23 protein-coding genes and 2 pseudogenes are annotated in these 25,111 nt (G+C 67.4%); 18 read left to right on the forward strand and 7 right to left on the reverse strand.

All coding sequences use genetic code 11. The features are described 5' to 3' along the window. Nucleotides 1–55 precede the first annotated feature (55 nt). Together ACPC54_RS04985 and ACPC54_RS04990 are read right to left on the reverse strand one after the other, a co-directional pair. Nucleotides 56–547 carry a TrmO family methyltransferase domain-containing protein gene (locus ACPC54_RS04985; protein ID WP_498961268.1) on the reverse strand — a complete coding sequence of 164 codons (492 nt, stop codon included), beginning with the start codon at nucleotides 545–547 and terminating at the stop codon, nucleotides 56–58. Between the two features lie 13 nt (nucleotides 548–560). Continuing rightward, entirely contained in the window at nucleotides 561–1,943 is a 1,383-nt protein-coding gene (locus ACPC54_RS04990; protein ID WP_498961270.1) for an NsdA family TPR-like regulatory protein, read from the reverse strand. Nucleotides 1,944–2,164: 221 nt separating this feature from the next. Here ACPC54_RS04990 and ACPC54_RS04995 point away from each other — a divergent pair, with 221 nt between their 5' ends. From ACPC54_RS04995 to ACPC54_RS05005, 3 genes are all read left to right on the forward strand, one after another. Then, nucleotides 2,165–2,401, forward strand: coding sequence for a hypothetical protein (locus tag ACPC54_RS04995; protein ID WP_498961272.1), 237 nt, complete (start codon nucleotides 2,165–2,167; stop codon nucleotides 2,399–2,401). Between the two features lie 145 nt (nucleotides 2,402–2,546). Then, complete coding sequence (locus ACPC54_RS05000) at nucleotides 2,547–2,750, forward strand: hypothetical protein (protein ID WP_498961274.1); 204 nt, start codon at nucleotides 2,547–2,549, stop codon at nucleotides 2,748–2,750. A gap of 25 nt (nucleotides 2,751–2,775) precedes the next feature. Then, a complete protein-coding gene (locus tag ACPC54_RS05005; RefSeq protein WP_498961276.1) occupies nucleotides 2,776–3,810 on the forward strand; it encodes an NAD-dependent epimerase/dehydratase family protein in 1,035 nt (344 codons plus the stop codon). Here the strand turns inward: ACPC54_RS05005 and ACPC54_RS05010 are convergent. Further along, entirely contained in the window at nucleotides 3,807–4,637 is an 831-nt protein-coding gene (locus ACPC54_RS05010; protein ID WP_498961563.1) for a glycosyltransferase family 2 protein, read from the reverse strand. The two genes, ACPC54_RS05005 and ACPC54_RS05010, sit on opposite strands and share 4 nt — an antisense overlap. Nucleotides 4,638–4,698: 61 nt before the next feature. On the opposite strand from ACPC54_RS05010, the gene ACPC54_RS05015 reads away from it, so the two are divergent. The 10 genes from ACPC54_RS05015 to ACPC54_RS05060 all read left to right on the forward strand — a co-directional run bounded on the left by ACPC54_RS05015 (nucleotide 4,699) and on the right by ACPC54_RS05060 (nucleotide 19,410). After that, nucleotides 4,699–5,463: a hypothetical protein gene (locus ACPC54_RS05015; protein WP_498961278.1), complete on the forward strand. Its 765-nt coding sequence runs from the start codon at nucleotides 4,699–4,701 to the stop codon at nucleotides 5,461–5,463. Between the two features lie 10 nt (nucleotides 5,464–5,473). Beyond that, complete coding sequence (locus ACPC54_RS05020) at nucleotides 5,474–6,829, forward strand: hypothetical protein (protein ID WP_498961280.1); 1,356 nt, start codon at nucleotides 5,474–5,476, stop codon at nucleotides 6,827–6,829. Between the two features lie 291 nt (nucleotides 6,830–7,120). Beyond that, nucleotides 7,121–8,128: a hypothetical protein gene (locus tag ACPC54_RS05025; protein WP_498961282.1), complete on the forward strand. Its 1,008-nt coding sequence runs from the start codon at nucleotides 7,121–7,123 to the stop codon at nucleotides 8,126–8,128. Between the two features lie 172 nt (nucleotides 8,129–8,300). Then, nucleotides 8,301–8,969: a Crp/Fnr family transcriptional regulator gene (locus tag ACPC54_RS05030; protein WP_498961283.1), complete on the forward strand. Its 669-nt coding sequence runs from the start codon at nucleotides 8,301–8,303 to the stop codon at nucleotides 8,967–8,969. 65 nt (nucleotides 8,970–9,034) lie between these two features. Next, nucleotides 9,035–9,619 (forward strand): hypothetical protein, encoded by a 585-nt coding sequence (locus ACPC54_RS05035; RefSeq protein WP_498961285.1) that lies wholly within the window; start codon nucleotides 9,035–9,037, stop codon nucleotides 9,617–9,619. Nucleotides 9,620–9,623: 4 nt separating this feature from the next. Then, on the forward strand, nucleotides 9,624–9,872 hold the full coding sequence (locus ACPC54_RS05040) for a hypothetical protein (RefSeq protein WP_498961287.1): 249 nt from the start codon (nucleotides 9,624–9,626) through the stop codon (nucleotides 9,870–9,872). A 48-nt stretch (nucleotides 9,873–9,920) separates the two neighbouring features. Beyond that, the gene (locus ACPC54_RS05045) at nucleotides 9,921–10,937 is read left to right on the forward strand and encodes a hypothetical protein (protein ID WP_498961289.1); all 1,017 of its coding nucleotides are present in this window, start codon (nucleotides 9,921–9,923) and stop codon (nucleotides 10,935–10,937) included. Between the two features lie 153 nt (nucleotides 10,938–11,090). After that, on the forward strand, nucleotides 11,091–11,978 hold the full coding sequence (locus tag ACPC54_RS05050; RefSeq protein WP_498961291.1) for an LLM class flavin-dependent oxidoreductase: 888 nt from the start codon (nucleotides 11,091–11,093) through the stop codon (nucleotides 11,976–11,978). Nucleotides 11,979–13,050: 1,072 nt separating this feature from the next. After that, nucleotides 13,051–14,607: a hypothetical protein gene (locus ACPC54_RS05055; RefSeq protein ID WP_498961293.1), complete on the forward strand. Its 1,557-nt coding sequence runs from the start codon at nucleotides 13,051–13,053 to the stop codon at nucleotides 14,605–14,607. A 414-nt stretch (nucleotides 14,608–15,021) separates the two neighbouring features. After that, nucleotides 15,022–19,410, forward strand: coding sequence for a tetratricopeptide repeat protein (locus ACPC54_RS05060; RefSeq protein WP_498961295.1), 4,389 nt, complete (start codon nucleotides 15,022–15,024; stop codon nucleotides 19,408–19,410). Nucleotides 19,411–19,687: 277 nt separating this feature from the next. Here ACPC54_RS05060 and ACPC54_RS05065 read toward each other — a convergent pair. Next, a pseudogene (locus tag ACPC54_RS05065) lies at nucleotides 19,688–19,924 on the reverse strand (LLM class flavin-dependent oxidoreductase); the annotation flags it as partial. A gap of 81 nt (nucleotides 19,925–20,005) precedes the next feature. On the opposite strand from ACPC54_RS05065, the gene ACPC54_RS05070 reads away from it, so the two are divergent. The 4 genes from ACPC54_RS05070 to ACPC54_RS05085 all read left to right on the forward strand — a co-directional run bounded on the left by ACPC54_RS05070 (nucleotide 20,006) and on the right by ACPC54_RS05085 (nucleotide 22,510). Then, nucleotides 20,006–20,320 (forward strand): hypothetical protein, encoded by a 315-nt coding sequence (locus ACPC54_RS05070; protein WP_498961297.1) that lies wholly within the window; start codon nucleotides 20,006–20,008, stop codon nucleotides 20,318–20,320. Between the two features lie 37 nt (nucleotides 20,321–20,357). Beyond that, nucleotides 20,358–21,323, forward strand: a complete 966-nt coding sequence (locus ACPC54_RS05075; RefSeq protein ID WP_498961299.1) for a hypothetical protein — start codon at nucleotides 20,358–20,360, stop codon at nucleotides 21,321–21,323. 81 nt (nucleotides 21,324–21,404) lie between these two features. Continuing rightward, nucleotides 21,405–22,052 carry a DUF433 domain-containing protein gene (locus ACPC54_RS05080; RefSeq protein WP_498961301.1) on the forward strand — a complete coding sequence of 216 codons (648 nt, stop codon included), beginning with the start codon at nucleotides 21,405–21,407 and terminating at the stop codon, nucleotides 22,050–22,052. Then, complete coding sequence (locus tag ACPC54_RS05085; RefSeq protein WP_498961303.1) at nucleotides 22,049–22,510, forward strand: DUF5615 family PIN-like protein; 462 nt, start codon at nucleotides 22,049–22,051, stop codon at nucleotides 22,508–22,510. The genes ACPC54_RS05080 and ACPC54_RS05085 overlap by 4 nt, the downstream gene beginning before the upstream one ends. Nucleotides 22,511–22,580: 70 nt before the next feature. On the opposite strand, the pseudogene ACPC54_RS05090 reads toward ACPC54_RS05085, so the two are convergent. The 3 genes and pseudogenes from ACPC54_RS05090 to ACPC54_RS05100 all read right to left on the reverse strand — a co-directional run. Next, nucleotides 22,581–22,817, reverse strand: a pseudogene (locus tag ACPC54_RS05090) (LLM class flavin-dependent oxidoreductase); the annotation flags it as partial. 68 nt (nucleotides 22,818–22,885) lie between these two features. Beyond that, nucleotides 22,886–23,275, reverse strand: a complete 390-nt coding sequence (locus ACPC54_RS05095; protein WP_498961305.1) for a hypothetical protein — start codon at nucleotides 23,273–23,275, stop codon at nucleotides 22,886–22,888. 34 nt (nucleotides 23,276–23,309) lie between these two features. Beyond that, nucleotides 23,310–24,233, reverse strand: a complete 924-nt coding sequence (locus ACPC54_RS05100; RefSeq protein WP_498961306.1) for a ParA family protein — start codon at nucleotides 24,231–24,233, stop codon at nucleotides 23,310–23,312. Between the two features lie 226 nt (nucleotides 24,234–24,459). Here ACPC54_RS05100 and ACPC54_RS05105 point away from each other — a divergent pair, with 226 nt between their 5' ends. Beyond that, nucleotides 24,460–25,047 (forward strand): hypothetical protein, encoded by a 588-nt coding sequence (locus tag ACPC54_RS05105; protein ID WP_498961307.1) that lies wholly within the window; start codon nucleotides 24,460–24,462, stop codon nucleotides 25,045–25,047. Nucleotides 25,048–25,111 lie beyond the last annotated feature (64 nt).

Below are 25,111 nucleotides of genomic sequence, written 5' to 3' on the forward strand. Positions count from 1 at the left end.
TACAGGCCGCCACTGCTCAGTGACGGCCTGCAGCTTTGGTGAACCTCGCCCCGGGTCAGTCGCTCACTGCTGGTGCGTAGTAGTCGCGGAGCATGATGGTGGTCCAGTCGGCCTGGCGGTGCTCTCCGCGCGGCCCCATCTCGGCGAACCACGGCTTCACGTCCAGGACTGGGGTACCGTCCACGGCGTCGAGGTCTTCGACGTGGAGGTCCAGACCGTCGACCTTGATCAGGCGGCAGCGCGAGACCCCGAGCCAGTTCAGGCGCCGCATGTTGCGGTGCCCGAAGATCCCGACCTCCGGCCAGTCCGGGTTGTCCCGCGGCCGGCGGGCTCCGAGGTTCAGATCGGTCGGGTCGGTGAGGTGGAAGCGGAAGGCGACCTCCAGGTGCGAGAAGTCCTCCAGGCCCTTGGTCGCGTCGGGCGTGAAGAGGGACCCGTCGAGCCGGATGATCGCCCGGGTGCCACCCCAGAAGTCGTCAGTGGGTTCGATCCGGCCGCCGACCACATGGCCGAGTGCCTCGACCTCGAACGTCTCACGGTCTGCCATCAGTGGCTCCTCATCAGGCTGTTTCGGACAGGTACGCGGCGGCGCGCGCGTCGATCTCGCTGACCGACGAAGCGCCGCGCCGCCGGTAAGGGGACAGCAGGGTGCGCATATCGGCAGCGGCCTGCCGGGTGCGGCCGGACCGTACGCCGTCCATGGCATCGAGTGCCTGCGACCAAGTGGCACAAGCCCGGTCGATGTTGTTCATCTGCGCGTACACAGAGCCGAGATATCCCAGCGTCACCGCGTGGGTGCGGGTGAACTTCGTCGTCTTGCGGGTGCGGACGCTGTGGTGGAACTCGCGGACGGAGCCATCGAGGTCTCCTATGTCGCGCAGGGCACACGCGGTCTCGTGAGCCAGGCTGGCCTCGCCGAAGAAGAACACCCGGTCCGGCTCCTCGATGCCATCGCTGGCGGCGGACAGATCGTCCTCGGCCCGCAGTAGCGCCTTGGCGGCGGAGTTCTTGCGCCCGGCAGCGGCCAGGCTCCGGGCGTGGACGACGCCCAGGAGGGCACGCTCACGTGGGGAGGCGAGCTCGTACCGGGCGCCGTCGACGGACGCGGCGGCCAAGGCCAGCGCTTGCTGGTGGTGTCCGAGGTCGATCGCCTGGTGCGCCATCGCCCGCAGCACATGGCCGGCCATGGGTGCATCGTCGGCCTCGGCCGCCAGTTTCACGGCCTCGGTGAAGTACCGCTGCGCGGTCGCGTGTCGACCGCTGTCGAACGCCATCCAGCCTGCCAGGTAGGCGAGTTCGCTGGCTGAGGAGAAGAGGTCGCGGCGAACGCGCTCGTCGGTGAACTTGCCGCACAGGTAGGCGGTGACGTCGGTGGTCAGGTACTGCACCACGGACGTCCAGGCGTGGGCACCGCCACGCCGTTGGTCCACCTGGGAGAACAGAGTGGTCATGTCCCGGACGGCGGCGAGGTCTCCGGGGCCGACCCGTCGCGTTGCGGCCGAGCTGCGCGCGCTGCCCCGCTCGGACATGCGGCTCCACCAGTCCTCGCCGGGTAGCGAGAGGGCGGCCACCGAGTAGACCGCCACCCCCAGCGCCCGCCTGCGTTCCACGTCCACGTCGGTTCTCCCGAGTTCGGCCAGCGCGCTCAGCGTATCGGCGTCCCAGTCGGGAACTTGGAGTAAGGGGGCGATCAGGCCGATCTCTTCCAGGGTCACCACCCGGCCGCCCAGCGCACGACCCAACGCCTCGGCCAGGAACAGCCCGACGTTCCCGGACGGCTGGCCCCCGTTCTTCCAGTGCGTGATGCTCGACTTGTTGGTCTCCGGAAACTCGTCGTGCTCGGCCGCAACCCGCTTGACCAGGCGCGCGATCGCATCACCCGAGAGCTTCGTCTCGTCGATGACCGCCCGCAGCTTCTCGTTCGGTTCCCTCGCCGACGCCAACGCCCACCTACCTGACTGGCCGTTAAACCGCTTAAACCGCATTGCGTGTCCAACACCGTACTCCTGGTAACGGTTGGGCGGTTCACTAACTGACATGCCGCTCCGCAGGGTGCAGCCGACACCGGCAGGGAGCCCGCGGCGCGGCCGTCTGCGGCAGCTCCGTCGTTGCGTCCCTCGACGCCGACGGGCAGCCGCGCCAGTTCGCGAACCCGGAGAGGCTGATGACGACTGCCGACCGTACACCGCACCCGTGGAGCCTCAACGGCCCCTCCACGCTGGTGGATCCCAACTCGTCGGCCTCGCGCCGGTCTACGAGCTCGACGGCCGAGAGCACCATGGCCACCAACAACCGGATGCTGCTGGACGAGCACCGCAGCGAGAACGGCCAGTGCGTACGGTGCGGGAGCCCGTGGCCCTGCGACGTGACCAGGAGCATCAGGTCCGGGGGCACGACGTGAACACCGTGGACCTCTGCATCCAGGCGGCCGGCGACCGGACTGCGGTCATCGTTCCGGACCGGGAACGCGCCCGAAGGCGTGCCCAGGTCTTGCGTCAGCTCGCCCTTGGACGACGTCGCCGCAAGCAGTACCGGGAGTCGACGGCGTGAGAAACGAGAACTCCCCGGACTTCAAGCTCCCCGCCGAACGGCGCCAGGGCTTGTACATCCGCACCTTCAGGGTCTCGGCCGACGGCACCCGTTACGACGACTCCGGAGTCGTCATCGTCGACTCGGAGCCCGACCCGGCGGCCTACCACCCATCCGCGTCCTGGCCCATCTGCCGGTGCCCGCAGCACCGCGAGGGCTGATCAACCACCGAGCAAAGGAGCTCCCTTGTCCCTCGAACAGCTTTCAGGAAAGACCGTGCTGGTCACCGGAGCGGGCGGCCTCATCGGCAGCCGCATCACGTCCCAGCTCCGCCAGCTCGGTGCCCGCCCCATCTCGGTGTGCAGGCTCGATGCCTACCCGCCCGAGGTCTACCGCGACCGGTTCGGCATCAACACCACCGAGCCGGACTTCATCGTCGGCGACATCGCCGACCCGGAGCTGATGAGCGAGGCGATCTCCGGCTGTGACTACGTGATCCACGCTGCCGCCCTGGCCGACGTCGCCGCCTGCACGCGCCGCCCCCTGGACGCCATCGACACCAACATCATCGGCACCCAGCGCGTGCTCGACGCCGTGGCCGCCTCGGACCAGGTGCAGAGGATGGTGTTCGTCTCCTCCGCCAGCGTCTACGGCAATGGCACCTCGCCGGAACCCGTGCACGATCACGTGCCCGCGCAGTTCACCGAAGGCGCGGCCGTCTCCCCGGTCTCGGTGTACGGGAACAGCAAGGTCTGGGGCGAGTACCAGACCGCCGCCGTGCTCGGCGGCGGCACCTCGTACGCCGTAGTGCGGTACTTCTCCGTCTACGGCGAGCCGCAGGTCGTCAAGGAGAACAGCCACTCGTGGGTGGTCGCCTGGTTCGCCATGCGGGCCGCTCTCGGGCTTCCGTTGCACCTCAATGGCGGCGGCCACCAGATCCGCGATCTGGTCCACGTGGACGACATCGCCACCGGCACCCTGTACGCGCTGGTCGCGCCCCGCGCACACAACGCGACCGTCAACATCGGTACCGGAACCGGCACTTCGATCCGGCAGGTTGCCGAGCTGGTCCGCAGCCACCATCCGGACATCCGGCTGGTCGAGACGCCGATGCCGCCCGGCGACCCCGAGGGCGGGTACGCCTCCGTCCAGCGGATGGAGGATGCGCTGGGCTGGAGGCCGAGCATCACCGTTGAGGAGGGCGTCGCACGATACGTGGCCTGGCTCAGGGCCACCCCTGACGCCATCCCTGACTGGATGCAACAGGCGGCGGCAGCCTAGATGATCGGTGGGCGCCCCAGGCGGGTCATGGTCCACACTGTGCGCCAGCGCATCGGCTTGCGACGGCCGCACGGTGTGCGCCAGCCCTCGGCGAAGCCAGCGAACCACGCCTTCAGCCCGGCCATGTCCCGGGTGCGGGCGACGGTGAGCGCCACCCACACACCGAGGTAGACCGGCACCAGCAGGGCCGGAAGGTGCCGGCGGGCAAGGTAGACCCGGTTGCGGGCGTTCACCCGGTAAAAGAAGGAGTGCCGGGTCGGGCTGGTCCGCGGGTGCTGCAGTAGCAGCTCCGGGACGTACAGCACCCGCCAGCCGGCATCCAGCGCCCGCCACGCCATGTCGGTCTCCTCGTGCGCGAAGAAGAAGGAGTCCGGCCAGTCGCCGACCTGCTCCAGCATCTTCGACGACAGCGCGTGGCCGCCGCCGAGGAAGCTGGTCACCTCACCACCCTGCATCGGGTCACCAGCCCGAAGCCGGGGAACGTGGCGCCGCTGGGTGAGGCCGGTCTCGTCCGCAATCCGGAAGCTCACGATGCCCAGCCGGGGCTCCGCCTCGTACAGGGCGGTGATCCGGGCCAGGACGTCGTCCGCGACCAGCAGGCCGTCGTCGTCCAGGTCGATCACGACGTCCACGTCCCGCAGGTGCTCCAAGGCGACATTCCGGCCGCCGGTCACCCCGAGATTCTCCGCCAGCTGGACGCTCTCCACCCACGCCGGCAGCTCCGGCAGCACGCACCCGTTGCCGACCACCACGACCTTCGCGGCCTTGACCGTCTGCATCTCCACCGAGGCCAGCAGCTCGGCCAGTTCCTTCGGCCGCGTGCCCATGGTCAGGACCGCCACGCCCAGCTTGACGCCCACCGAACCTCTTCCCTTCGAGGAACCAGAGATGACCTCACGAACGCCGAAGCCTGGTGCCGCGTCGCTCAGAGAACTCGCCGAGAACTGGAGCCTTCCCGCCCATCAGGTCATGGACCAGGACACACTCGCCTGGATCGCCAGGAACCGGCCCGAAGCCTCAGCCGCGCCGCCCACCCTGCCACATCCGCCGCTCATGCTGGTACCGGACGTCACCTGGTTCGCGGAGGCCCAGCTCGTCGACTCCATCCACGGCATCCGGCACAACGCCCGCGTCTCCCTGCTCGCCGGTCTGCTCGCCCAGGAGTGCGGGCTCGACCGCGATCACACCGCGGCCCTGTGCGCCGCAGCGGCGGTCCACGACTGCCGGCGGCGAGACGACCGCGATGATCCAGGGCACGGCCAGCGGGCAGCAGCCTGGTTCACCCGCAACCAGCACACAGTGACGGCCACCATGCTCGGCCGCCAACTGCCGCCGGACCTGGCCGAACGGGCAGCCACAGCGATCGGCCTCCACGACCTTCCTTACGCGGGCTTCACCTCGCAGCAGAACCTCGCTTACCGGAGCTCACTTCACCTGGTCGATCTACTAAAGGCGGCCGACTGCCTGGACCGCTACCGGCTTCCCCTCATCCGCTGGTGGCCCGACCCCTCCCATCTGCGCATCGCCATCCCGGATTGGCTCCACCCCGTCGCCTTCGACCTGGTCGTCCGAAGCGAACAGGCTCGGCTCGACGGCGCCACCAACCGTGGGGCACTCATCCACGCCAGCCAGATCCTCAACCCTCGGCAGTAGGAGGTCATCCATGCACCACGAGTGGGACAACGCCCACACGGACCACACCAGCAGCACCACCCGACCTGGCCCGTCCGGTCTCGCCGAGACCGAAGCCGACTGGCGCCACCACCTCGAACGCGAAACGCCCAACGGTTGGCTGCTGAGCGGAAACTCCATGACCAAGACTCTGGCCGCCGGGCGCCCCATCCACCTGATGCACACCACCGTGGCCCTGAACGCGATCCGCGCCAGCGGACACCTCTACGCCTCCACCGGCTGCCTGGTCGCGGCCCTCTACTGCGCGCCCCTCACCCCCGAGCCCGCCGGCCTGCGCCCCCACAACCTCGGCTCCTACCTCCTGGAGACCAAGAAGCACACCCGCGCCCTGATCTTCGAGATCACCCCCGACGCCCCCGTCCCACCCAAGGGCATCGATTACCTCCGGTTGGGCGCCATCCACTTGCGCACCTACCTCACCCACCGCAGCTTCCTCACCGGGCCCGAGGACGCCCAGCTCCGTCGGGTGGTGATGAAGCGGCTCCGTGCAGCGGCACCCTTCCTCGACACCCTCCTCGCCAACGCCGCTGGGAAGCCGGCGCCAGAAGCCAAGTTCATCGACCAGCTCGCCGCCACCGTGCCGGCCTTCCCGTTCCTGGGCTACCTCTACTTCGAGGTGTTGTCCGAGTATCTGATGCTCAACTCCATGGCCCCCGAGACCATGGCGTACGCCCAGCTCGGAGAGATGAACAACCGCCTCTACAAGAGGCTGGCATTCTCCGCGGTCCAGGGCATGGACCAGCTCTTCGACCTGGCCCGCTTCAACCCGGGACACGAACGCCTCCTCCAGCTCGTCGGGCAGATCGAGCCAGGCCTGACCTCCGGGGTAGCCAGTTTCGCCAGGAGGCGCCTGTCACACCTGTTCGCCAGCGTGGCACTCGCGCCCGGCCAGGACGCGGCCTCCTTCACCTTCCGAGAAGCCGACTTCGACACTGTCGCCGCGACTGCGCCGCAGCTGCTGGGGCAACTCGTCTTCCGCGAGATGCGGATCTTCTCCCGCTACCCGCAGCTCTACCTCGCCTTCGAGCAGGCCAAGGCCCTTGAAGCATGGAACTACTGGAACACCGAAGGCATCCCGACACCGTTCAACGGCACCATCCCGAAGGGCGAGATCGGCATCAACACGGCCTACTCGGGATCCAGCTGCACAGTCTGGACCGCGGAGACCTGCGAGCGCGGCCTGCTGCACCCAGTCGAACAGCTGGACGTCGCCTTCCTACCGCGCCTCGCCGAGCTCTCCATGACCGCCATGCGGAGAGACGAGACAGGGAAGGCCGCAGGACACCAGACGCACGTTTTGTCGGCAGCAGGTCCCGCCGAGCAGTGACCACCAGCATCTCCAGCACTATCTCTGAGCTGCGTATATAACCCCAGTGACCACGCTGCCGGTGATTCGGGATCGAGCGTATTCGCCCCGACATCGACCCGCACTGGGTGATCGTCGGCGGAAAGTTCGAGTCGGCCGACGCCAGCCCCCGAGGACCCGCACTGGCCACCGCACACGGCTCCACCAACGACGCGCCTTGAATGTGATCAAGGCTGGTGGCGTGAACGCGCCTTGTGCGCCTGGTCGTTGTGGTACGGTCCGTGATCCAACCGAAAATAGGCGACCCCGGCGATGCGCGAACATCCCGGGGTCCGGCACCAGGAGCGCGAACTCCCGATGCGAGTCCATCGTACCGAACACGTACGTAACTTCACCGTGCTGCCCAACTGCGTCCTGCAGTACCGGCGGCTGTCCTACACCGCCCGCGGCCTGCTCGCGGACCTCCTCTCCCGCCCGAACGGCTGGCGAGAGGACGGTCGACACATGGCCGACACTAGCCCTCAGGGGCGTGGTGCGATCCGCAAGGCCCTGAAGGAGCTGACCGAGGCCGGCTTCTATCGGGTCGAGAAGATCCGCATGTCAGACGGCACGATCATCACCGAGACCCACGTCTACGACACCCCGCAGCTGGCGCTGCCGGGTACCACCCGTCCGGTCTCCGGTGAAGCGACCACCGGCGGTGCTGACGTCCTTGTAAAGAACCTGGCGAAAGAAACCTCCTTCCCTGCCCAGCAGGCTGGCGAGCCGGCCCCCGCCGACGAGCCGCCGGTGAGAACGGGAGGGCGGGCGGAGGACCTCGACGAGGAAGCCGACGAGCAGCCCGTGGCGCTGCCGGACGAACAGGTCCGCGATGCAGTCGCCACGCTGTTCCGGGTGATTCGCCCCGAGCCGCGCCTGCGGGTCGGCCAGGCCGAAGCCGAGGAACTCGCACCCCTCGTCGCGCAGTGGCTGGAGCGCGGCGCGACCCAAGCCGACCTCGCCCAGGCGCTGCTGCCGGGCTTGCCGGCCCCGATGCACTCGGCGGTCGCGGTGCTCCGCTACCGCCTCGAGCGCAAGATGCCGCCTGAACAGACCGAGATGCGGCCCGCAGCGGCCCGGTACGCCGAATGCGCCAAGTGCCACGACCCGGTGCCTCGAACGGGGATCTGCAGGGCGTGTGCAGGCCCTGGCGGGCGCCGGGCCGAAGCCCCCCACGGGGCGGCCATCGCCGCCGAGGGAGCTGCCCGCGTCCGGGAGGCGATGAACGCCGCGAGGGCCGCCTTGGGTGCCAGTCGCCTCGCGCCCGCTGCCGCCATCTGAGCTCCACCGAGATCCTTTGTCCGCGGCGACTCTCACCTCGTTGAGCAAGCCGACCTCGTACCTCGGCACACCCGGGATAGCGGCGGGAGCAGGATGAATTCCCGTCATTCCACGGCCACCGAAAGTGTTCTACGTTGTGGGCGAGCCCGCCCGAGTCGAGAAGGAAGTGTCCATGTCTGATGCGAGCGCCCTCGCGAGGGCCGAGGTCCTGGAAGGACTCGTCTCCAAGGGAGGCGTGGGCTCCGCAGTCCGGTTCCGTGCAGGCCAGACGATCATCCAGGAGGGCGATCTCTCGAACCACGTGGTGATGTTGCGTGCTGGAATCGCCAAGGTGGTGACCCGGAACGCGGATGACACTGAGATCGTTCTCGGCCTGCGAGAGGCGCCAGAGATCATCGGTGAGCAAGCCGCCCTCAACGGCACGCCGAGGTCGGCATCGGTGATCGCGTTGACTGACGTGACGGCCCTCGCCATCTCGGCTGAGGATTTCCGAGCCCTGGTTGGTGAGCACCCCGAGGCTGCTGCCGCCGTGCTCGGGATCGTCACCGAGCGGCTCCGTGAAGCCGACCAAGGCCGACTGGAACTGGCCACCCACACCGTTGCCCAGCGGGTCGCCGCGCGCCTGGTGGCTCTCGCGCCGCAGATCGGAGTGGTCGACGAGGCGACGGGTGCCGTGCGGCTGCCCCTTTCCCAGCAAGACCTGGCCGGATGGGCGGGCGCGTCCCGCGAGGCGGTCGTGAGGACTCTGCGGCTGCTGCGAGACGAGGGCGTCGTGACCACCGAGCGGCGGCAGATCGTCATCCAGGACATGGAAGCGTTGCGCGCCAAGGCGGTTGAGTGACCGTCAAAGTGGTATTCTGACTCAGTCGGAACGCTGAGGAATACCACTCTCGGGGGCGTGACCGCTTGATCGAGCATGCGCGCAAGATCTTCTTCGGCCTGGACATCGCCGGCTTCAACCAGACAGGCCGCACGGACACCGCCTGCCTCGCGATGCGGCAGGGCCTGTACGAGGCGCTTGGCCGGGCCTTGGCCGTCGGCGGTCTGGGCGCGGAGAGTTACGACCTGCTTGACCGCGGCGACGGCATCATGGCCGTGATCGACGAATCCGCAGGGCTCCACACCCTCGCCGACACGGTGGTCCCGGCGCTGGCCACCGCCATCCACGAGTACAACGGCACTTCACGCCCAGCCGCCCAGATCCGGCTCCGCGCGGCACTGCACAGCGGTGACGTCTTCCGAGACGATCACGGCTACGTTGGCCGTCACGTGAGCCATGCATTCCGCCTGCTCGACGGCCCTGAGCTGCGCGGTGTGCTGACCGCCAGCGCATCGGTCCTGGTGCTGGCCGTATCCGAGAGCGTGTGGCACGAGCTGGAGCTACCGAGCCCAGACGGAACCAGATACGCCGAGATCGTGATCAGCACCAAGGAACACGCGGCCCGAGCCTGGGTCGCCGAGTTCGGGGCCAGCCCCGCCCTGGCCAGGTGATCGCATGATCGACGCATCGTCCTTCGCCCGCGCCTTAGCCCTGCCGCTGCGGGCCGTTCCAGCGGTACTGCTCGTCCTCTTCGCCGGTCTCATCGGGATCATCGCTCTGATGTGCTCTGCTGATCGCAGGGCCGACGGCATGGAGCTTGCCCGGATCTGGACGGCGGCCGCCTGCGCCATCGCGATCGGCCAGAAGCCGAGCTGGCCCCGTCGGACCAGCCGAGCGCAGAGCGCCACGGAGCGGCCGAAGTAGTCGAGAAACCCTGCTCGGATGCGCCGTTTTGCTTGCATCCCAGCCCTGTTGATCGAGATTCTCGATGCCCGGTACCACGGCGAGGGGGATCTGTTGAGCAACGGCCTATTGCTGCTTCGGCGCGCCACACCAGTTCCGGACCAGCAGGCACTCAGTCCTGCGGAAGTCGCAGCCTTGCGACGGGCTGTCGAGGCGGCAGGCCTGGGACGGGACGATGAGGACCGCATTGCAGAAGCAGCGGCAAAGGCGGCCAGTGCTCGCCGGGCACGACGGCGCGCAATCATGCTGGGAACGGTCATCGCAGCCCTCGGCTTGGATGCGGTCATCTTCGTGTCGTGGCTCGGGTACCACTGGACGGACAAACGGACGTCGGCACTGATCATGTTGGCCACCTACGTACCTACGATCGTCATCGCGAGGCATCTAGCACTCCGCTTCGTCGAGCAGCGCCACCCATCTCGGGCCATGTACGGCTATGCCTACGGTCCGGTGGAAGCTGCGGTGGATGCACTCGTCGCATGCGACATTGCCCTGAGGACCCCGAGCATTCGGCTGTCATCGCTCGGACTTCTTCGTCTGTACTGCCGCAAGCTTGAGCGTGCGTTGTTGGCCCCGCGCGACCGCCCTTTCGGCCTGAGTGACTGGCTGGAGGGTCGCCGTCGCCGGGAGCGCTTGAAGAACCACGCCACTCGCGTGATCGGCGGGCTGCGAGAGGTGGCGGATCAGCTTGATGTCAGCCCAGACATGGCGCTGGGTGAGTTGCGCGGGATGCTGATCACGCTGGCGGACAACTGTACGAAGTTGCGGTTCGGAGCCCTCCTTCCAGAAGAGCAACTTGCCGATGTGACACCGGCCCGCGATTGGGAGCGCCTGTGGTTCATCGGTGTCTGGCTCATCTCACTGCCGCTCGCATGGGGGCTGACCACGGCGGGGCTCCCGCAGCCACTCGACAAGCTGGCACCGGCTGGCGCCCTATGGTTGCCCTTCGTCGCGCGGTTTGGCGTTGAGAGAGGGTTCGGCTTGTCGGCGCAGGCGAGAGGCGAGGCAGCCAGGAACGCCGAGTAGTCTCAGCGCGTGCCTGGCGCCGTCAGCTCGCGAGGTGCCGACCCGCTGCCGTGGCTATCCTTGCGACTCCCCTTGGATTGGGGCATTGGAAGGCCTTGGATGCCTTGAACGGCCAGCGCCGGGGAAGTCGGCCCGTCCCGCTAGGGTCGAGACATGCGTCTGAGTACCGTGATCCTCCCCATCTACCGGTGGAGCGAGGGGCAGAAGATCTGGCGGCGGGCCGAGGAACTCGGCTTCCACGCCGCGTACACCTACGACCACCTCTCCTGGCGGTCCTTCCGCGACGAACCGTGGTTCGGGTCGATCCCGACGCTGACAGCCGCCGCGACTGCGACTGAGCGCCTTCGGCTTGGGACGCTCGTAACGTCGCCAAACTTCCGCCACCCGGTGACGCTGGCGAAGGAGCTGGTCACGCTGGACGACGTGTCCGGCGGGCGGCTGACGCTCGGCATCGGTGCCGGCGGCACCGGCTTCGACGCGACGGCGATGGGCCAGGAGGCCTGGTCGCCGAAGGAGCGGGCGGACCGGTTCGGCGAGTTCCTGCCGCTGCTGGACGAGCTGCTGCGCAACGACAGCACGACGCGTGAGGGTACCTACTACTCGGCGGTCGAGGCCCGGAACATCCCCGGCTGCGTGCAGACCCCGCGGGTGCCGTTCTACGTCGCCGCGACCGGCCCGCGCGGGCTGAGGCTGGCCGCCGAGTACGGGCAGGGCTGGGTGACGTACGGCGACCCGCGTGGCCCGGCGGACGTGCCGGTGGAGCAGGCGCCCGGGGTGATCGCCCAGCAGATCGGGAAGCTGACGGCGGCCTGCGAGGCGAAGGGCCGGGACGTGGCGACGCTGGAGAAGATGCTGCTCCAGGGCTCCACGGCGGAGAAGCCGCTGCAGTCGCTCGGCGCCTTCGTGGACTGGGCCGGGAAGTACCGGGAGCTGGGCATCACCGAGCTCGTGATCCACTGGCCGATCCCGGACTCGATCTTCGAGAACGACCTCGCCATCTTCGAGGAGATCGCCACCGAGGGCCTCGCCCAGCTGGCGTGAGCTGTTCCGGGTTGGTCTCCACTCCCAAACAGATGCGGCCGGGTAGATGGACCCGGCCGCATCAACGCAGATCAGTCTGACAATTGCCCTCTTCAGCTGCGCGGCTTCCGGGAGTTCTCCTCTGGCCTTCGCCGGAGAAGGACGCTGAGGGTGGCACGAGCGTCCTTACGTCGCTGTGCGTCACGAGCCAGCACTGATGCCGAAGCAGTCAGTGCAACGGTCGCGGCATAGAGCAGAGCCGCTGCTGCTGCACCGGGTAGCGCGTGGCTGACCATGGCGTCCAAAGCCCCGAACATGCGTGTCACCTATCTCGATCGCTGGCCAGCTGTCTGCTGGGCCGGGGAAACAGGAGATGTCGTCCGGAGGGTTTCCGGCGAGTTCCGGTGCTCCCAGCGGAGACGACACGCCTGGCGGGAAGGCGGTGGACTATGTTCCGGTGATGGTCCGGAAACGCGGAGGTGTGGTGTCGGACGAGCCGGTATCGAGGTTTAGCTCCGCGCTTCGAACTTTGTTCGAGGCTGCAGGGTCTCCTACGTATGCGGAGCTGACCCGCTGGGGCAAGCGGCAGCGACCTGTGGTTGCCGTAACCAGCTCGTCGCTCAGCGACTGGTTGCACGGCGAATCAGTGCCGCGTGACGGCCAGGCAGTCCTGAAGCTCATCAGCGAGTTGGAGGCGCGGGCACACCGGCTGGGGCGTAGGACCGGACCGGTCGCCTGGGAACAGTTGCATGCCCAGGCATGGCGATCTCGACAACTGCGACGCGGTGGGCGCCCACAAAGTCGGCCCGCAACATCCGACGCCGTTGGCGTTCACGCGGTGACCCCGATGTCGGTGAGACTAGGCCGTGTGGTTTCGAGCCTGCAGGAGCGCGACGCGTTGGGCTTGGAGGTGCATCAGGCACTGAGCACGGGGAGTCCTCGGAACGAACTGGCGGTCTTGCCGCCCTATCTCCGCCGGCCTGCTCTCGACACAACAGTACGAGCGGCTGTTCGCCAAGCCGTACACGAGAGCACCCTGATCATGCTTGTCGGGGACTCCTCCACCGGCAAGACGCGTACGTGCTGGGAGGCAGTGCGAGCCGAACTGCCGAGCTGGTATCTATGGCAGCCCCAGGGAGCTGACCCTGCCAAGGCACTCCTTGAAATCCTCACCCGCGGAGCCCTGCCGCCCGAAACCATCATCTGGTTGAACGAAGCACAGAGGTACTTACTCGGTAACGAGGAGCTGGCGACGCAGATCGCTGATGGATTGCTCGACCTCCTCACGGAGGCTGACACCGGCCCAGTACTGATCGTGGGAACGATGTGGCCCCGGTTCTGGAAGGCCGTCACAGATGACTCAGAGGGCGAGCATGGCAGCCATGCTCGCGTGAAAGTGCTGATGGAGCTTGCTCAGGACGTCCGAGTTCCCAATGCCTTCTCGCGCAGCGAACTCATGGATGTCGCCTCGGTTCTGCGTAGCGATCCTCGCCTCATTGCCGCTGAAAGGCACGCCCCCGATGGGCGAATCACCCAGTACTTGGCTGGTGTGCCACTTCTGCTTCGCCGCTATCGCCAGGCTGACCCACCGGCGCGGGCAGTACTTTACGCCGCCCTCGACGCACGTCGGCTAGGCCATCAACGGCTCTTCAGCGCTGAGTTCTTGAGCTGTGCAGCCGAAGGGTACCTTTCGGCGGCCGACTGGAGCACCACCGAGGAACATTGGTTCGAAGCTGCCCTGATCGATCTTACGAAGCCTCAGCGTGGCCTGCCTGGCCCGCTTGAACAGTACCGACCACGCCCTGGAGACGCTTCACAGGCTGATTCCGGATATCAACTGGCGGATGCCATCCAAGATCACGACAGGCAAGTGCGTCCTGTGATCGAACCGCCCATGTCACTTTGGACTGCAGCGGCCCGACACAGCCCTTCTCGAGTGGTACTGCGTGCTTTGTCTAACTCGGCCCGCACTCGAGGGGTGGCTAGAGCTGAGGAGCTCTTTATCGCGGCAGCACGCTGGGGCTACGGGGAGGATCTGCATTGGCTGGTGCGCCACCACTACGAGGCTGGGCTCGTTGACCGGGCCGAGCGCCTTGCGCTTGCGGGACTGGAACAGTGTTATGCGTCGGCGCTCCGATGGGCTGGCTTCGAGATGGCTGACGCGGGCCTCCTTGACCGCGCAGAGGCTGCGGGTCGCCAGTTGGCAAAGTTCGGTGACGCATCTCTGCTGCGAGCCCTGGCCTACCGTGCTGCTCGAGCTGGCAGTGGCAAGAACGCGATTCGGCTGTACGAAGCGGCGGTAGCGTGCGCCGACGTCATCTCCATGGGAGCTCTGCTCGTGTGCTACGAGCGCCAAGGGCGCTTCGAGGCTGCTGAGCGTCTTGCTAGAGAATGGGTCAGAATGGGTGTCCTGACGCCACTGTTCGAACTCGGCACATTTCGGGAGCAAAATGGTCGAGTCCACTCGGCGATGGCGCTCTACGAGGCGTTGGACAAGCAGGATCGCCGTGACTGGCTGGCTATGCGCGCCGATTGCCGTTTCAGGGAAGGCGACATCGCAGGTGCGGAGAGCCTCTACGAAGTCGCAGCGAAAGCCGGAAGCGGGTACGCAGCGCAACGACTGTCTGAAATCGCGGGGAGGATCAGGTAGCGGTCAGAGCGCTGGCAAGCGAGTGGAGATATGCGTTTCCGCCGGCCAGCATGCGATAGGCGGAAAGGCTTGACCGGCCACGGGCGCGTCCAATCGCATACTCTGCGTCACATCCGCTGCGGCGGTCTGCGTTGGGACCGACCCGAACCTCCGGCCCGTCCAGGAACGACCGCCACCTCAGGTGGCAGTAGGTGCACGCGGCGCGGAAGCCGATGTTCTTGGGACGCCACCAGATTCTCTGCCCCTCGCCCTACCGGTGGATGGGGAGGTCGCCGTGCTCCGACACATGACCTCGCCCCTTGGTTGTCCGAGTTGCCAGCGGACGTCCTCGTCGTAGATCGGCGATGCCGGAAGGCCCATTGTCTCCCGCCGAAGCACTAGTGTGGACGAACACGTGCGGTGGAAGGATGAGGCATGCCGGAAGTGCCCGCAGAGAAGCAAGAGTTGGCGCTGACGGCGGCCTTAAAGCAGGCCGAGCTCGGCGAGGTGATCGCATCCGAGCTTGAGAAGTGGCAGCAGGAGCACGGCACGCGGATCGTGTTCGACCGGTGGCTCACCCCCGGCAAGAGCAGTGCGGTCCTGGCGGCAGTCGCGCTGACCGGTCCGGTCTTCAACGGCAAGGTCGTCATGAAGGTGTGCCCTCCGGGCGCGACCACCGGCCGGGAGCCTGGCCGGCACGCCGATGCGCTCAAGGACGCCCCCGAGGGATTCGCTGACCGGCATCTGGTCAAGCAGCCCGTGGAACCCGTCAGCGTCCCAGGTGGCACCAAGGTGATGTTCCAGGAGATCGCCGGCGGTAGCATCCGCGACGTGCGGCCGCTCTCGGCCACCCTGCGCGGTCGCGAACTGCCGGAAATCGTCAGTGTCGTGGCGCGTTCGATCCTCAACGATTGGAACCCCCAGCCAACAGATATCCGGCGCATGGCAGCGCGAGACTTTGTTCTGGACCATGTGGGCACCCGGATGGACAAGAACGGCCCGGTCGCGAAGCTGGCCGGGCAGCTGGCCTATGAGCCCGTGGACGAACAGGCGCCGCTCTGGGTCACCTTCACAACCAGTGCGGCCGTACCGAACGTCGTCGCCTGGCTGGAGCGCCCTGTCTGGGACGGGCTGGACAGCGACCACGTGCTCGCGATCCTCGGCCGAGCTCATGGTGATCTCCACGCCGACAACATTCTGCTGCCGATGTCGCCAGTCGTGGACGCCGCTGCGTACCGGCTGATCGACCTCTCCGGATACCGGGCTGATGCGCCACTTTCCCGAGACCTCACCCATCTGACGCTCGCTCTCATTCTCCGAGAGTTGCCGGAGCTGACTGAACGCCAACGCGGCGTCCTAGCTGAGTTTCTGGTCGATCCCGAGGCGGACGCCGATGCTGTGCTCCACGTTGTGGGACTGGGCAACCTCTCGAACGACATCGCCGAGGCCGGTGAGGTGTACGCCAAGCAGCTCTCGATGCCGGACGACTGGCAGGACCAGTACCTGCTGTCGCTGGCGGGGAACGCACTGCTCTTCGCGACCCGCGACGCGACAGTCGGATCTCAGGAGCGGGCGTGGTGCTACCAGTTGGCCTGCAGTTCCTTGGGCAGATTCTTCTCTGTGCACGGCCTGCACGCGCCCACGGCAACAGCTCCCCGCTGTGGCCTCACCCAAGCCGTCGAGGCGGCTCCAGAGGTCTCGGCCGCGGTCGACCGGCTAGTCGAGGTGTGCGATCGCTGGAACGTCCGCCGTACGACCATCGCCATCATCGATTCGGCCGCCTTTGGAGAGGAAGCCCTCCAGAAGTTCGCCGAGCTCGGATGGAACCTGGTTGTTGAGCTCAACCCAGACACCGATGTCGACGGCGGCTGGAAGGCGGCTACCTCCGCGGGCCGGGGCCGAATCCACCGGCTCCAGTTGCGTGGCCAGGACACGATGTTCGGCCGCAACAGCACCAACTGGATCGCGGCAGCGGGGATCCGCGGGGCGGATCCAGTCTCCCCGACCACTGCCCTGCGTCGCTGGCGTTCGACGTATCTGCCGTTCGTGCGGGAATCGCTCGAAGCGCTTAACCGTCACTCGGGGAGGCCGGCGACGGTCGTCTGCTTCGGCGAGGGCGGCAGCGCTGAGCGGGCTTTGGTCGAGACCTGCATCGACATTTTCGAGGACCGGGCGAGGATTCTCTCGATCTCGGGCACCGGCGAGGGCAGCCTTGCCGAGTACGATGCCGAACTGCTCGCGTGTGAACCCGTCAACCTCCTAGAAGCATTGCCCAAGCCCTCGTCGGTTGAGCCGCAGAGCCGCCGGCCCAGGGTGCCCGCCGAGAAGGGTTTCATGGAGGTCCCAGATGGGCTGCTGTCGCGATTCGAGGACACGGCGGTACTGCTGCACTCCGAGCTCGGGGTGGAGTCGGAGGCAGGCGAGTTCGAGGTGGGCGCCTTCTACCGGGGCCGCCCCATCTCGTGGTTCGAGCTAGATCTTCACCTCGACCTGCCACGGGCGATCACTGAGGAGTTCACCAGCCAGGTACGCGCCGGTCTGGAGCAGCGGGACACTCTGCGGGTGATGCTTGCCCACAGCCCTGGCGCCGGTGGCACGACCATCGCTCGCCGGGTGGCCTGGACTCTCAAGGACGAGTTCCCCACGGTCGTCGCCCGTGGAAGCCAGGACGAAGCAGTCCTCTCCCAGCTGGCGGCTGACCTGTCGTCCGAGACTGGAAGCCCTGTCCTTCTCCTGCTGGAGCTCCTATCTGAGTCATCCCAGGAGCGGCTGTACGAGCTGCTGCGGGCGAGCAGTGTGCCGGTCGTCATGTTGATCACCGCGCGCCGGAGTTCCGCTGGCCATGGCGTCGTCCAGACCTCGCCTCAGCGTAGCCTGCGGGTTGGGGCGATGAAACGGGACGACCGATTCGACATGGCCCGACACTTCACCGATCTGGTGCCAGACCGGGAGGAAGCCCTTCTCGAGCTGGTCGCCGAGGAGTCCGATCACAGCGTTCCGTTCTTCTTTGCCTTGACCGCGTTCAACAAGGAGTTCGAGGGGCTGCCCGGGTACGTCGCCCCGTTCCTTGATCAGGCCTCGGACGTCGACCGGGAGATCTGCATACTGCTTGCCCTGGCTCACCGATTCAGTGGTGTTCCGGTGCCCTCCGACCTGTTCACGGACCTGCTCGGAGTGGCGCCGGCCGATGATGTGGATCTCCGTCTGCACGTCGGCGAGCGCTTGCTGCCGCTGCTGATCGAGGAGAGCGACGGCATGTGGCGGCTGTCGCACAGTCTGATAGCCGAGGAGGTGCTGCGTCAGTTGCTGACGCCGCCCGGTGCGACCACCGGCCCGGAAGACTGGAAGGCTGCGCTGCCGGGCTGGTGTGAAACGATCATCATCCAAGCCGGCCGGGTGTTCCAGAACCGTCTCCCGGACGACATGAAGATCCTCCTGGACCGCCTCTTCATCATGCGGGATGCCCGGGAGCCGGTGGAGTTCCAGCGGACCGGCACCTACACCGAGCTGCTCCAGCAGATGACCGTGCCTGGGCGCAAGCAGGTGATGCACGCCCTAGTGCAGACGTTCCCGAACGAATCGCACTACTGGGGCCACTACGGCCGCCTGCTCTCCTACGACTCCAGGGACTTCCAGGGGGCCCTGAACGCGGTGGACAAGGCCATCGTGCTGGCTCCGAGCGACCCGCTGCTGCATCACATGCGGGGCATGGTCTTCCGCAACGAGATCAGGTCCGTGATCGAGAACCGGACCCACTCGCACGAGGACGTCAGGACCCGCGAGCGTCAGATCCTGGAGCTCGTAGAGTCCGCCCGGGCCTCCTTTGACAAGGCCACGGAACTGGATGACTCCAGCGAGTTCGGTCACATCGCCCTGGCTCAGATGTGCATCAAGGTCATCGAATTCGGGTTCACCCAGTCCAAGGCGACCACCTACTCGGAGTTCCTGGCCCGGCAGACTTCCGGCGCCTACCGGGCGCTACTGGAGCAGGCCGAGAACGCCCTCGACGCAGTGCTGGAGATCCGCGGCTCGGACCGGCTGTCCCACCGGGCGGAGGAGGCGGAGGCCGAACTGCAAAAGCTCTACGACAACTACCAGGCGCTGCTGCAGGGCTGGCGTAACCTCCTCTCCCGGGCCGACACGTACAAGCCGCCGGTGCGACGCCGACTGGCCCGTGCGTACCGGCAGCGCGCCGGATCGTGGCGCGCTGCTCCGGCACGCGACGTGAGTCAGGCGGTCGAGCTGCTGAATGAGAACCTCGTGGACAACCCGCGCGACTTCACGAGTCTGCGCGAGTGGCTGCAGGCAGCGAGGTTCCTGCCGGCCCCCCTGGACCGCGCGGCCGACTACGTGACCACCTGGGCCCGGACTGAGTCCACCCGGGATGCCCTGTTCTACGACTACGTGCTTGCTTGTCTGCGCGTTCTCGAAGGTCAGGACTCGGCCATCGAGGAGTACCGCTCGAAGTTGAACAGGTGCCGGGACCGCGCCACCGGCTTCGCCAACCGCCATTCGACCGCCTACGAGTGGCTGGGAGAGGGGCAGCAACTGGGCCGCCTGGTCTCCCACAAGGACCTGAAGCAGTGGAACCGCCGAGAGGGAGAGCCACCGCCCGCCCATCTGACCCGTCTCGAGGGCCGCGTCTCCCAGATCAAGAGCCGGGCCTCAGGAACCATCGACTTCGGTCGAGGCATCCAGGCGTTCACCGTGCCGAGCCGAGCCGGACTGGTCCGTGGCGTGCACGAGAGCTGGCCTGTTACCGCACTGATCGCATTCCGCTACGACGGCCCCGAGGCGTGGGCAGTCGAACTCGGTCAGCCCTGAATGAATGGCTTTGGGTATCCGGGTGCTGGGCGCTCACACGAAGGGTCATTTAATCCGCGACGTGTGCAGCGCCTGGCGGCTTCGCCCACGGGCGGCCGCTCATGGTTTCGAGTTGCTGACGGTTGCCGATGCCGGGTGGCTGGGTGAGCCTGGGGATCGGCTCCGGCAACACGGGGGTTCGCCGTCTTTCCAGAACCCTGTTGAGGGCTTCACACAGCTGAGTTGATGTCCCGAGCGCTCAAAGGCCGGCGGCGAGCAGTCCGGCTGCTCAGCATGCGATAGGTGAACGAGGCTTGACCGAGGTCACCAGCGTCCCCAGCCGCAGCCGCTCGGTCGCGCACGCCGCCGCCGTCAGCGTCGGCACGGACCCGAACCACGGCTCGTCCCGGAACGACCGCCAGGACAGGTGGTCGTAGGTGTACGCGGCGTGGAACCCGAGGTCCTCGGCCCGCCGCCAGATCTTCTGCCCCTCGGCCCACCGGTGGATGGGGAGGATAACGGTACTCAAGCGCATGCTGTGACGATACGCGCGCAAGTCGGCGGGGCTTCGGACCGCTCGCAACCCAGCGGTGAACAGGTCCGCTAGCGTGGCACCATGGGCACGCTCAGCAGGCGAGAACTGGCCGCGCTGGTCGATGAGGCGACGGTCGACACCTACGACGAGCACGAGGAGGTGTCGGCGCTGTTCGCCGCCGTCGAGGAGAACCTGACGATGCCGTTCAGCACGTCGGTGCTGGGCGTCGAGGTGACCGTGCGCGGCGTCGACCTCTCACGGGACGGAAGGATCGTCGCCCTGTGCACCCGCGGTGAGTTCCGGCAGACGATCGGGCTGCTGGACCTTCCGTTGCCGGATCCGGCTCCGGACGGAGCGGAGTGGGTCGAGGCGTACCGCTACTACTGGGCGCACTGAGCGTCGGAACCCTCACGATCGAGAGGGACCCGCGTGGGTGTCGTGGTACGGACCGAGGACGTACCGCACGTACTCGAACGTCGGGCGGGCGGCCTTCCGCGGAGTGTCCAAGGGAGGCTTCCTCCTCGCCTGCCTGGTTCCCGTCCACTCGGCGGACGGGGTGTGGCTGGTCTCCGGGTCGATGTCGTCGTACCCGAGGTCCAGTTCCACCGAGATCGCCCGCGCCGCACTCCAACTGGCCACCAGCCGACCCGAACTGATCTTCCGCAACCCCGAGAAGATCGAGCGGGGATGGGAGTCGATGCGCCGGGACCGGGCCGCGTTCATCGAGTTCTTCGGCAGCGACGAACTGGTCCTTCCCCCTGTCGAAGCCGAGGACCGGCTCAACGCCTACTACCGGCACCGGCAGGCTGTCGCCGAGCAGCCTGTCCGGGCCCGGAGCAGTCGGCTGCCCGGCCTTGATTTCCCGGTCTTCGAGCTGCCCCGAGAACTTGCAGGCTCGGAGACACTCGGCGTCATCTACGACGAGGTCGACGGCCTCAACTTCTACGCCGACTACGGGACGCTTCGGGACCTCTTCGCCGACCCGGCCCTCCCTGGCCGCAGGCAGCACCAGGACCTGCTGCGCGTGTACCTGCGCGAGGAGTCGATTGCACCGCTGCCGCTCCGCCGCCTGGCCGCCGCCCACCCGGAGACCGTCGACGCAGTGTTCCGGAAACTGCTGCGGAAGCCCGGGTTCACCTGGACCGAGCACGGCGAGGAGCTGCTGCGCCGGCGCAAATCCTGGTACTACGAGCAGGAGCCCCGCCCGGGCGTTTCCGTGATCGGTGAGCGCCTCCGCGAACTCGCTGCTGGCGGTCGTCGGCAGAGGTTCACCAGGACACGGCGTGTGCCGGGTCGACCCGGCCACCCGCAACCGCGCCGGCTTTCGGTGATCAGCCCCCCGACCTCCTCGGGCGCGACCGACGGAGCTTCGGCCTCTGGCGATTCCCCATTCGGGTGAATTCCTGGCGGGCGTGCCGGCTGTAAGAGACCATGAAGTACGGTTCCGTACGCCGCCGTGTGAGCTATGGGAGGTGCCGCCGTGTCTTACGAGCCGAAGCTCGCCGCTGCGCTGTCCGGCGCCACCCTGCGCCAGCTGTCTCACTGGCGCGGGGCCACAGGCCCGCGTGGTGCCGTCCTCGTGCCGGAGATCTCCGCCTCCCGGCCGATCCTCTACTCATTCCGGGATGTCGTCGCGCTCCGCATCTGCGTGAGGCTGCGGGAGGAAGCGTCGCTCCAGAAGATCCGCCGTGCTCTGGGCACCTTGCGCGACGATCTTGACGAACGCGAGCATCTGTCCAGCTACCGGCTCGTAGCTGGCGACGGCACGATCTATCTGGCAGATCCGGACCACGCCGTCGACCTCGTGCGCAAGCGAGGCAACGTGGTCATCCACGAGATGGTCGATGTCCTCCGGCCGTTCTACCGAAACGGCCGACAGATCCCGAACCTGCTGCGTCCCAGGAATCATCTGTCCGTCGATCCCCTGGTCCGGGGGGGTGAGCCGGTGATCGAAGGAACGCGGATCCCCGCTTCGGAGGTCGCAGCTCTTCTGAGGGATGGCGTCCGACCGGAGTCAATCAGGGACTTCTACCCCGGCGTCACCCCCGAAGCAGCTCGTGATGCGGCCGACTTCACCGACTACGTCGACAGTTACTCGGACGAGGGCCCCCGGCAGGCCGCCTCTTGAGGATCCTGCTCGACGAGAATGTCCCCTTGCCGTTGGCTCATATGGCTCGATTGCTACTGAAGCAACACGAGCTTCAGCACGTGGCAGAGATCGTCGGCTGGGCAGGCACCAAGGACATCGACCTCTACAGGCGGGCTGCCTCAGCCGGCTTCCAGGTCGTGATCACCAACGACACCAAGCAGATGGCTCGCCCACTGGAGGTCGCGGCTATCGCCGAATCGGGGCTGCACAGGATTGAGTACCGCCACAATCACAAGCACGGTGGCCTCGTGGGTCTGGGCGCGGCTGTCGCCACCGTCTGCGCTGGCCTGCCACATGCGCTGACCGAACTCGAACGCGCAACGGGCCAACTTCTGATATCCCTCACTTCGATCGACCCGTCACATCAGAGCCGACTGCGGATCGTGGATCCCTCCACGGTCCCTCCGAAACACTGGCCCACATCCGGGAGTGCCTGAGGAGCAGGGCTGCCCCTGGACGAGCTCCTCGTCGAACAGGCGGGAGTGCACTCTTGCGAGGCCAGGCTGCGATAGGTGAACGAGGCTTGACCGAGGTCACCAGCGTCCCCAGCCGCAGCCGCTCGGTCGCGCACGCCGCCGCCGTCAGCGTCGGCACGGACCCGAACCACGGCTCGTCCCGGAACGACCGCCAGGACAGGTGGTCGTAGGTGTACGCGGCGTGGAACCCGAGGTCCTCGGCCCGCCGCCAGATCTTCTGCCCCTCGGCCCACCGGTGGATGGGAAGGATCACCGTACTCAGTCGCATGCCGCCGACCCTACGCGGACCGGTGCCGGGTTCCCGGCACCGGTCCGACGGGGACGACCCCAGGGCCCCTAGGATTTCGGCTCGTCCTCGGCGGGGGGATTTCCACGGATCGCCCCCGACCGCAGCCGGTAGCCGATGGTGGCCTCGACGATTCCCTCCTTGATGGCGCTCATGTTGTCGCCCTTGCGCACCGGAATGTCCAGCGCGCGGGCGAGCGCCTGCAGATCGGTGCGGGTGAGCTTCCGGCTTTCGAGGTGTTCCTCCCCGGCTTCCCGCGAGGTCGCGGCGGAGAGTTCCGCCCGCAGCCGATCGAGATCGACGCCCGGGGCGCCGGAGGGCGGTTTGGTCTCGCGCGGCGCCGGTCGCTTGACCAGGGCGATCCGGGCCCGCCCGGCCAGCAGGTCCTCGACCTGTTCGGGCGACAGGGACTGCAGGAAGGCCCCCACCTGTTCGAGCACCCTGCTCGACCGCTCCGCGGACGGTTCCACAGCCTCACATCCCCAGCTTGAGCATGAATTCCGAAACCAGTTCTTCGAGTTCCCTGACCAACTGCTTCTCGGCCGCCGTCCTTCCCGCCCGCAGCACCAGCGGCCGGCCGCTGCTCGGAGAGCCGGCGAACAGCGATTTCCCCTCCCGGAGGAGGTTGTCGAACACCGGGACCCCGAGGGCCGCGGTCTGGCGCATGTACGGGCGCAGGGCGGAGATCGGCTGGCCGCCGTAGAACTGCATCATCGTGAAGACGACGCCGAGGATCTGCGGGTCTATCGCCCGGGTGTCGTCGGTCCCCGATTCGAGCTGCGCGTACTCGTTGTAGTCGCCGACGAGCTCGCGCACGCTCCGCTGGAGGTAGTCGATCCCGAGCGTCGAGAGGTAGTCGGCCTTGGCCGGGATCAGGACGCTGTCGCTCGCGACGATCGCGTTCTTCGTCACCACGTTGAAGTTCGGCGGGCAGTCGATGAGGATGACGTCGAACTCGCCGAACGCGTCCTCCTTCAGGCCTTCGGCGAGGCGGCGGTGCACGCGCAGGTAGTTCATCTTGGACTGCTTCAGGGAGGCTCCCCCGAGTTCGGTGGCCAGTTCCAGGTCGACGTTGATGAGGCCGAGGTGCGACGGGATGAACCGCAGGATCCCGCCGTTCCCGTGGTCCGGGACGCGCGGCGCCCGCGTCATGAGCGAGGAAAGGCTCAGCGGGGCGCTGGAGTCGAACGACTCGTACCACTTCTTGATCGTCTTCTCGGCCTCCAGGTTCTGCTGCCAGTACTCGGGCCGCACGAGCGAGAACGTCAGGCTCGCCTGCGGGTCGAGGTCGATGAGGAGGACCTTCTTCCCCCGGAAGGCCAGCTCCGCCCCGATGTTCGCGGTGAGGGTGGTCTTGCCGACCCCGCCCTTGTAGTTGATGACCGATACGACTCGCACGCAGAACATCCCCTCCGGCCGTGCGGGCCCGCTCCGGCTCGCACGCGGTCAAGCTACCGGGCGTGTCCGGCCGGCGCCGTTCGGCTTGACAAACCGTCCGCCGGGCGTCCGGCCCGTGCGCCGGGGGTCCGGCGAGGGGCGCGGGGCGGGTGTCGTGGGGACGCGCTAGTCTGTCGGCCGCACAGCGAATCTGATCATGTGTTGAAAAATCGGGGGTTGCTTCGCCATGCCTGTTTCCAGGAGATCACTCGCCGCCGCCCTGGTCGTCGCCGCCGCGTTCGGCCTGGCCGCCTGCGGGCCGGACGACTCGTCCGACCAGGGCCAGGGCAGCGCGCCCACCACCGCCGCCACCGCGGCCCCGGCCGCTCCGACCAGCCCGGCCGCGCCCGCGGGCAAGCCCACCGGCAAGGCGTCCGGCAAGCCGTCCGCCGGGGCCAGCGGGGAGCCGGAGGGCTTCTGCACCAGCGCCCCGCTGCCCGCCGGGCAGAAGTGGGTCATCGTGGAGAAGGGCACCAGCGCGACCGCCCTGGTCTACAAGGAGACCAAGGACGCCTGCGGCGTCGACGACGTCGCCCTCGAGCCGGTGGGCGCCGACAAGACCGCGCAGTTCGCGCCCACGGTCAAGGGCCACCTCAAGTCGGTCGTCGCCCCGCCGAAGGACGTCAACGCGGCCGACCTGGCGAAGCACATCAACGAGTGCATCGCCACGCCGGGGAACCAGAAGGGCTTCTACCCCTGCTCCAGCGGCGACTACAAGGTGGCGTTCGACGCCTCCGGCAAGGTCACCGAGATGTGGGAGCGTCCGAGCTCCTGACCGGCTACGGACGTGACGCCGGGCCGGTTCAGCCCCTAAGGGGGAACCGGCCCGACGTCATACC

The sequence above is a fragment of the Kitasatospora sp. NPDC094028 genome, assembly GCF_049543595.1.
Taxonomy (GTDB): Bacteria; Actinomycetota; Actinomycetes; order Streptomycetales; family Streptomycetaceae; genus Kitasatospora.

Bases quoted from the DNA above. Each gene is read 5' to 3' on its own strand.
- ACPC54_RS04995 (WP_498961272.1), top strand. From the start codon at position 2,165: ATGACGACTGCCGACCGTACACCGCACCCGTGGAGCCTCAACGGCCCC.
- ACPC54_RS05015 (WP_498961278.1), top strand. From the start codon at position 4,699: ATGACCTCACGAACGCCGAAGCCTGGTGCCGCGTCGCTCAGAGAACTC.
- ACPC54_RS04985 (WP_498961268.1), bottom strand. From the start codon at position 547: ATGGCAGACCGTGAGACGTTCGAGGTCGAGGCACTCGGCCATGTGGTC.
- ACPC54_RS05025 (WP_498961282.1), top strand. From the start codon at position 7,121: ATGCGCGAACATCCCGGGGTCCGGCACCAGGAGCGCGAACTCCCGATG.
- ACPC54_RS05010 (WP_498961563.1), bottom strand. From the start codon at position 4,637: ATGGGCACGCGGCCGAAGGAACTGGCCGAGCTGCTGGCCTCGGTGGAG.
- ACPC54_RS05070 (WP_498961297.1), top strand. From the start codon at position 20,006: ATGGGCACGCTCAGCAGGCGAGAACTGGCCGCGCTGGTCGATGAGGCG.
- ACPC54_RS05050 (WP_498961291.1), top strand. From the start codon at position 11,091: ATGCGTCTGAGTACCGTGATCCTCCCCATCTACCGGTGGAGCGAGGGG.
- ACPC54_RS05060 (WP_498961295.1), top strand. From the start codon at position 15,022: ATGCCGGAAGTGCCCGCAGAGAAGCAAGAGTTGGCGCTGACGGCGGCC.
- ACPC54_RS05030 (WP_498961283.1), top strand. From the start codon at position 8,301: ATGTCTGATGCGAGCGCCCTCGCGAGGGCCGAGGTCCTGGAAGGACTC.
- ACPC54_RS05040 (WP_498961287.1), top strand. From the start codon at position 9,624: ATGATCGACGCATCGTCCTTCGCCCGCGCCTTAGCCCTGCCGCTGCGG.
- ACPC54_RS05020 (WP_498961280.1), top strand. From the start codon at position 5,474: ATGCACCACGAGTGGGACAACGCCCACACGGACCACACCAGCAGCACC.
- ACPC54_RS05105 (WP_498961307.1), top strand. From the start codon at position 24,460: ATGCCTGTTTCCAGGAGATCACTCGCCGCCGCCCTGGTCGTCGCCGCC.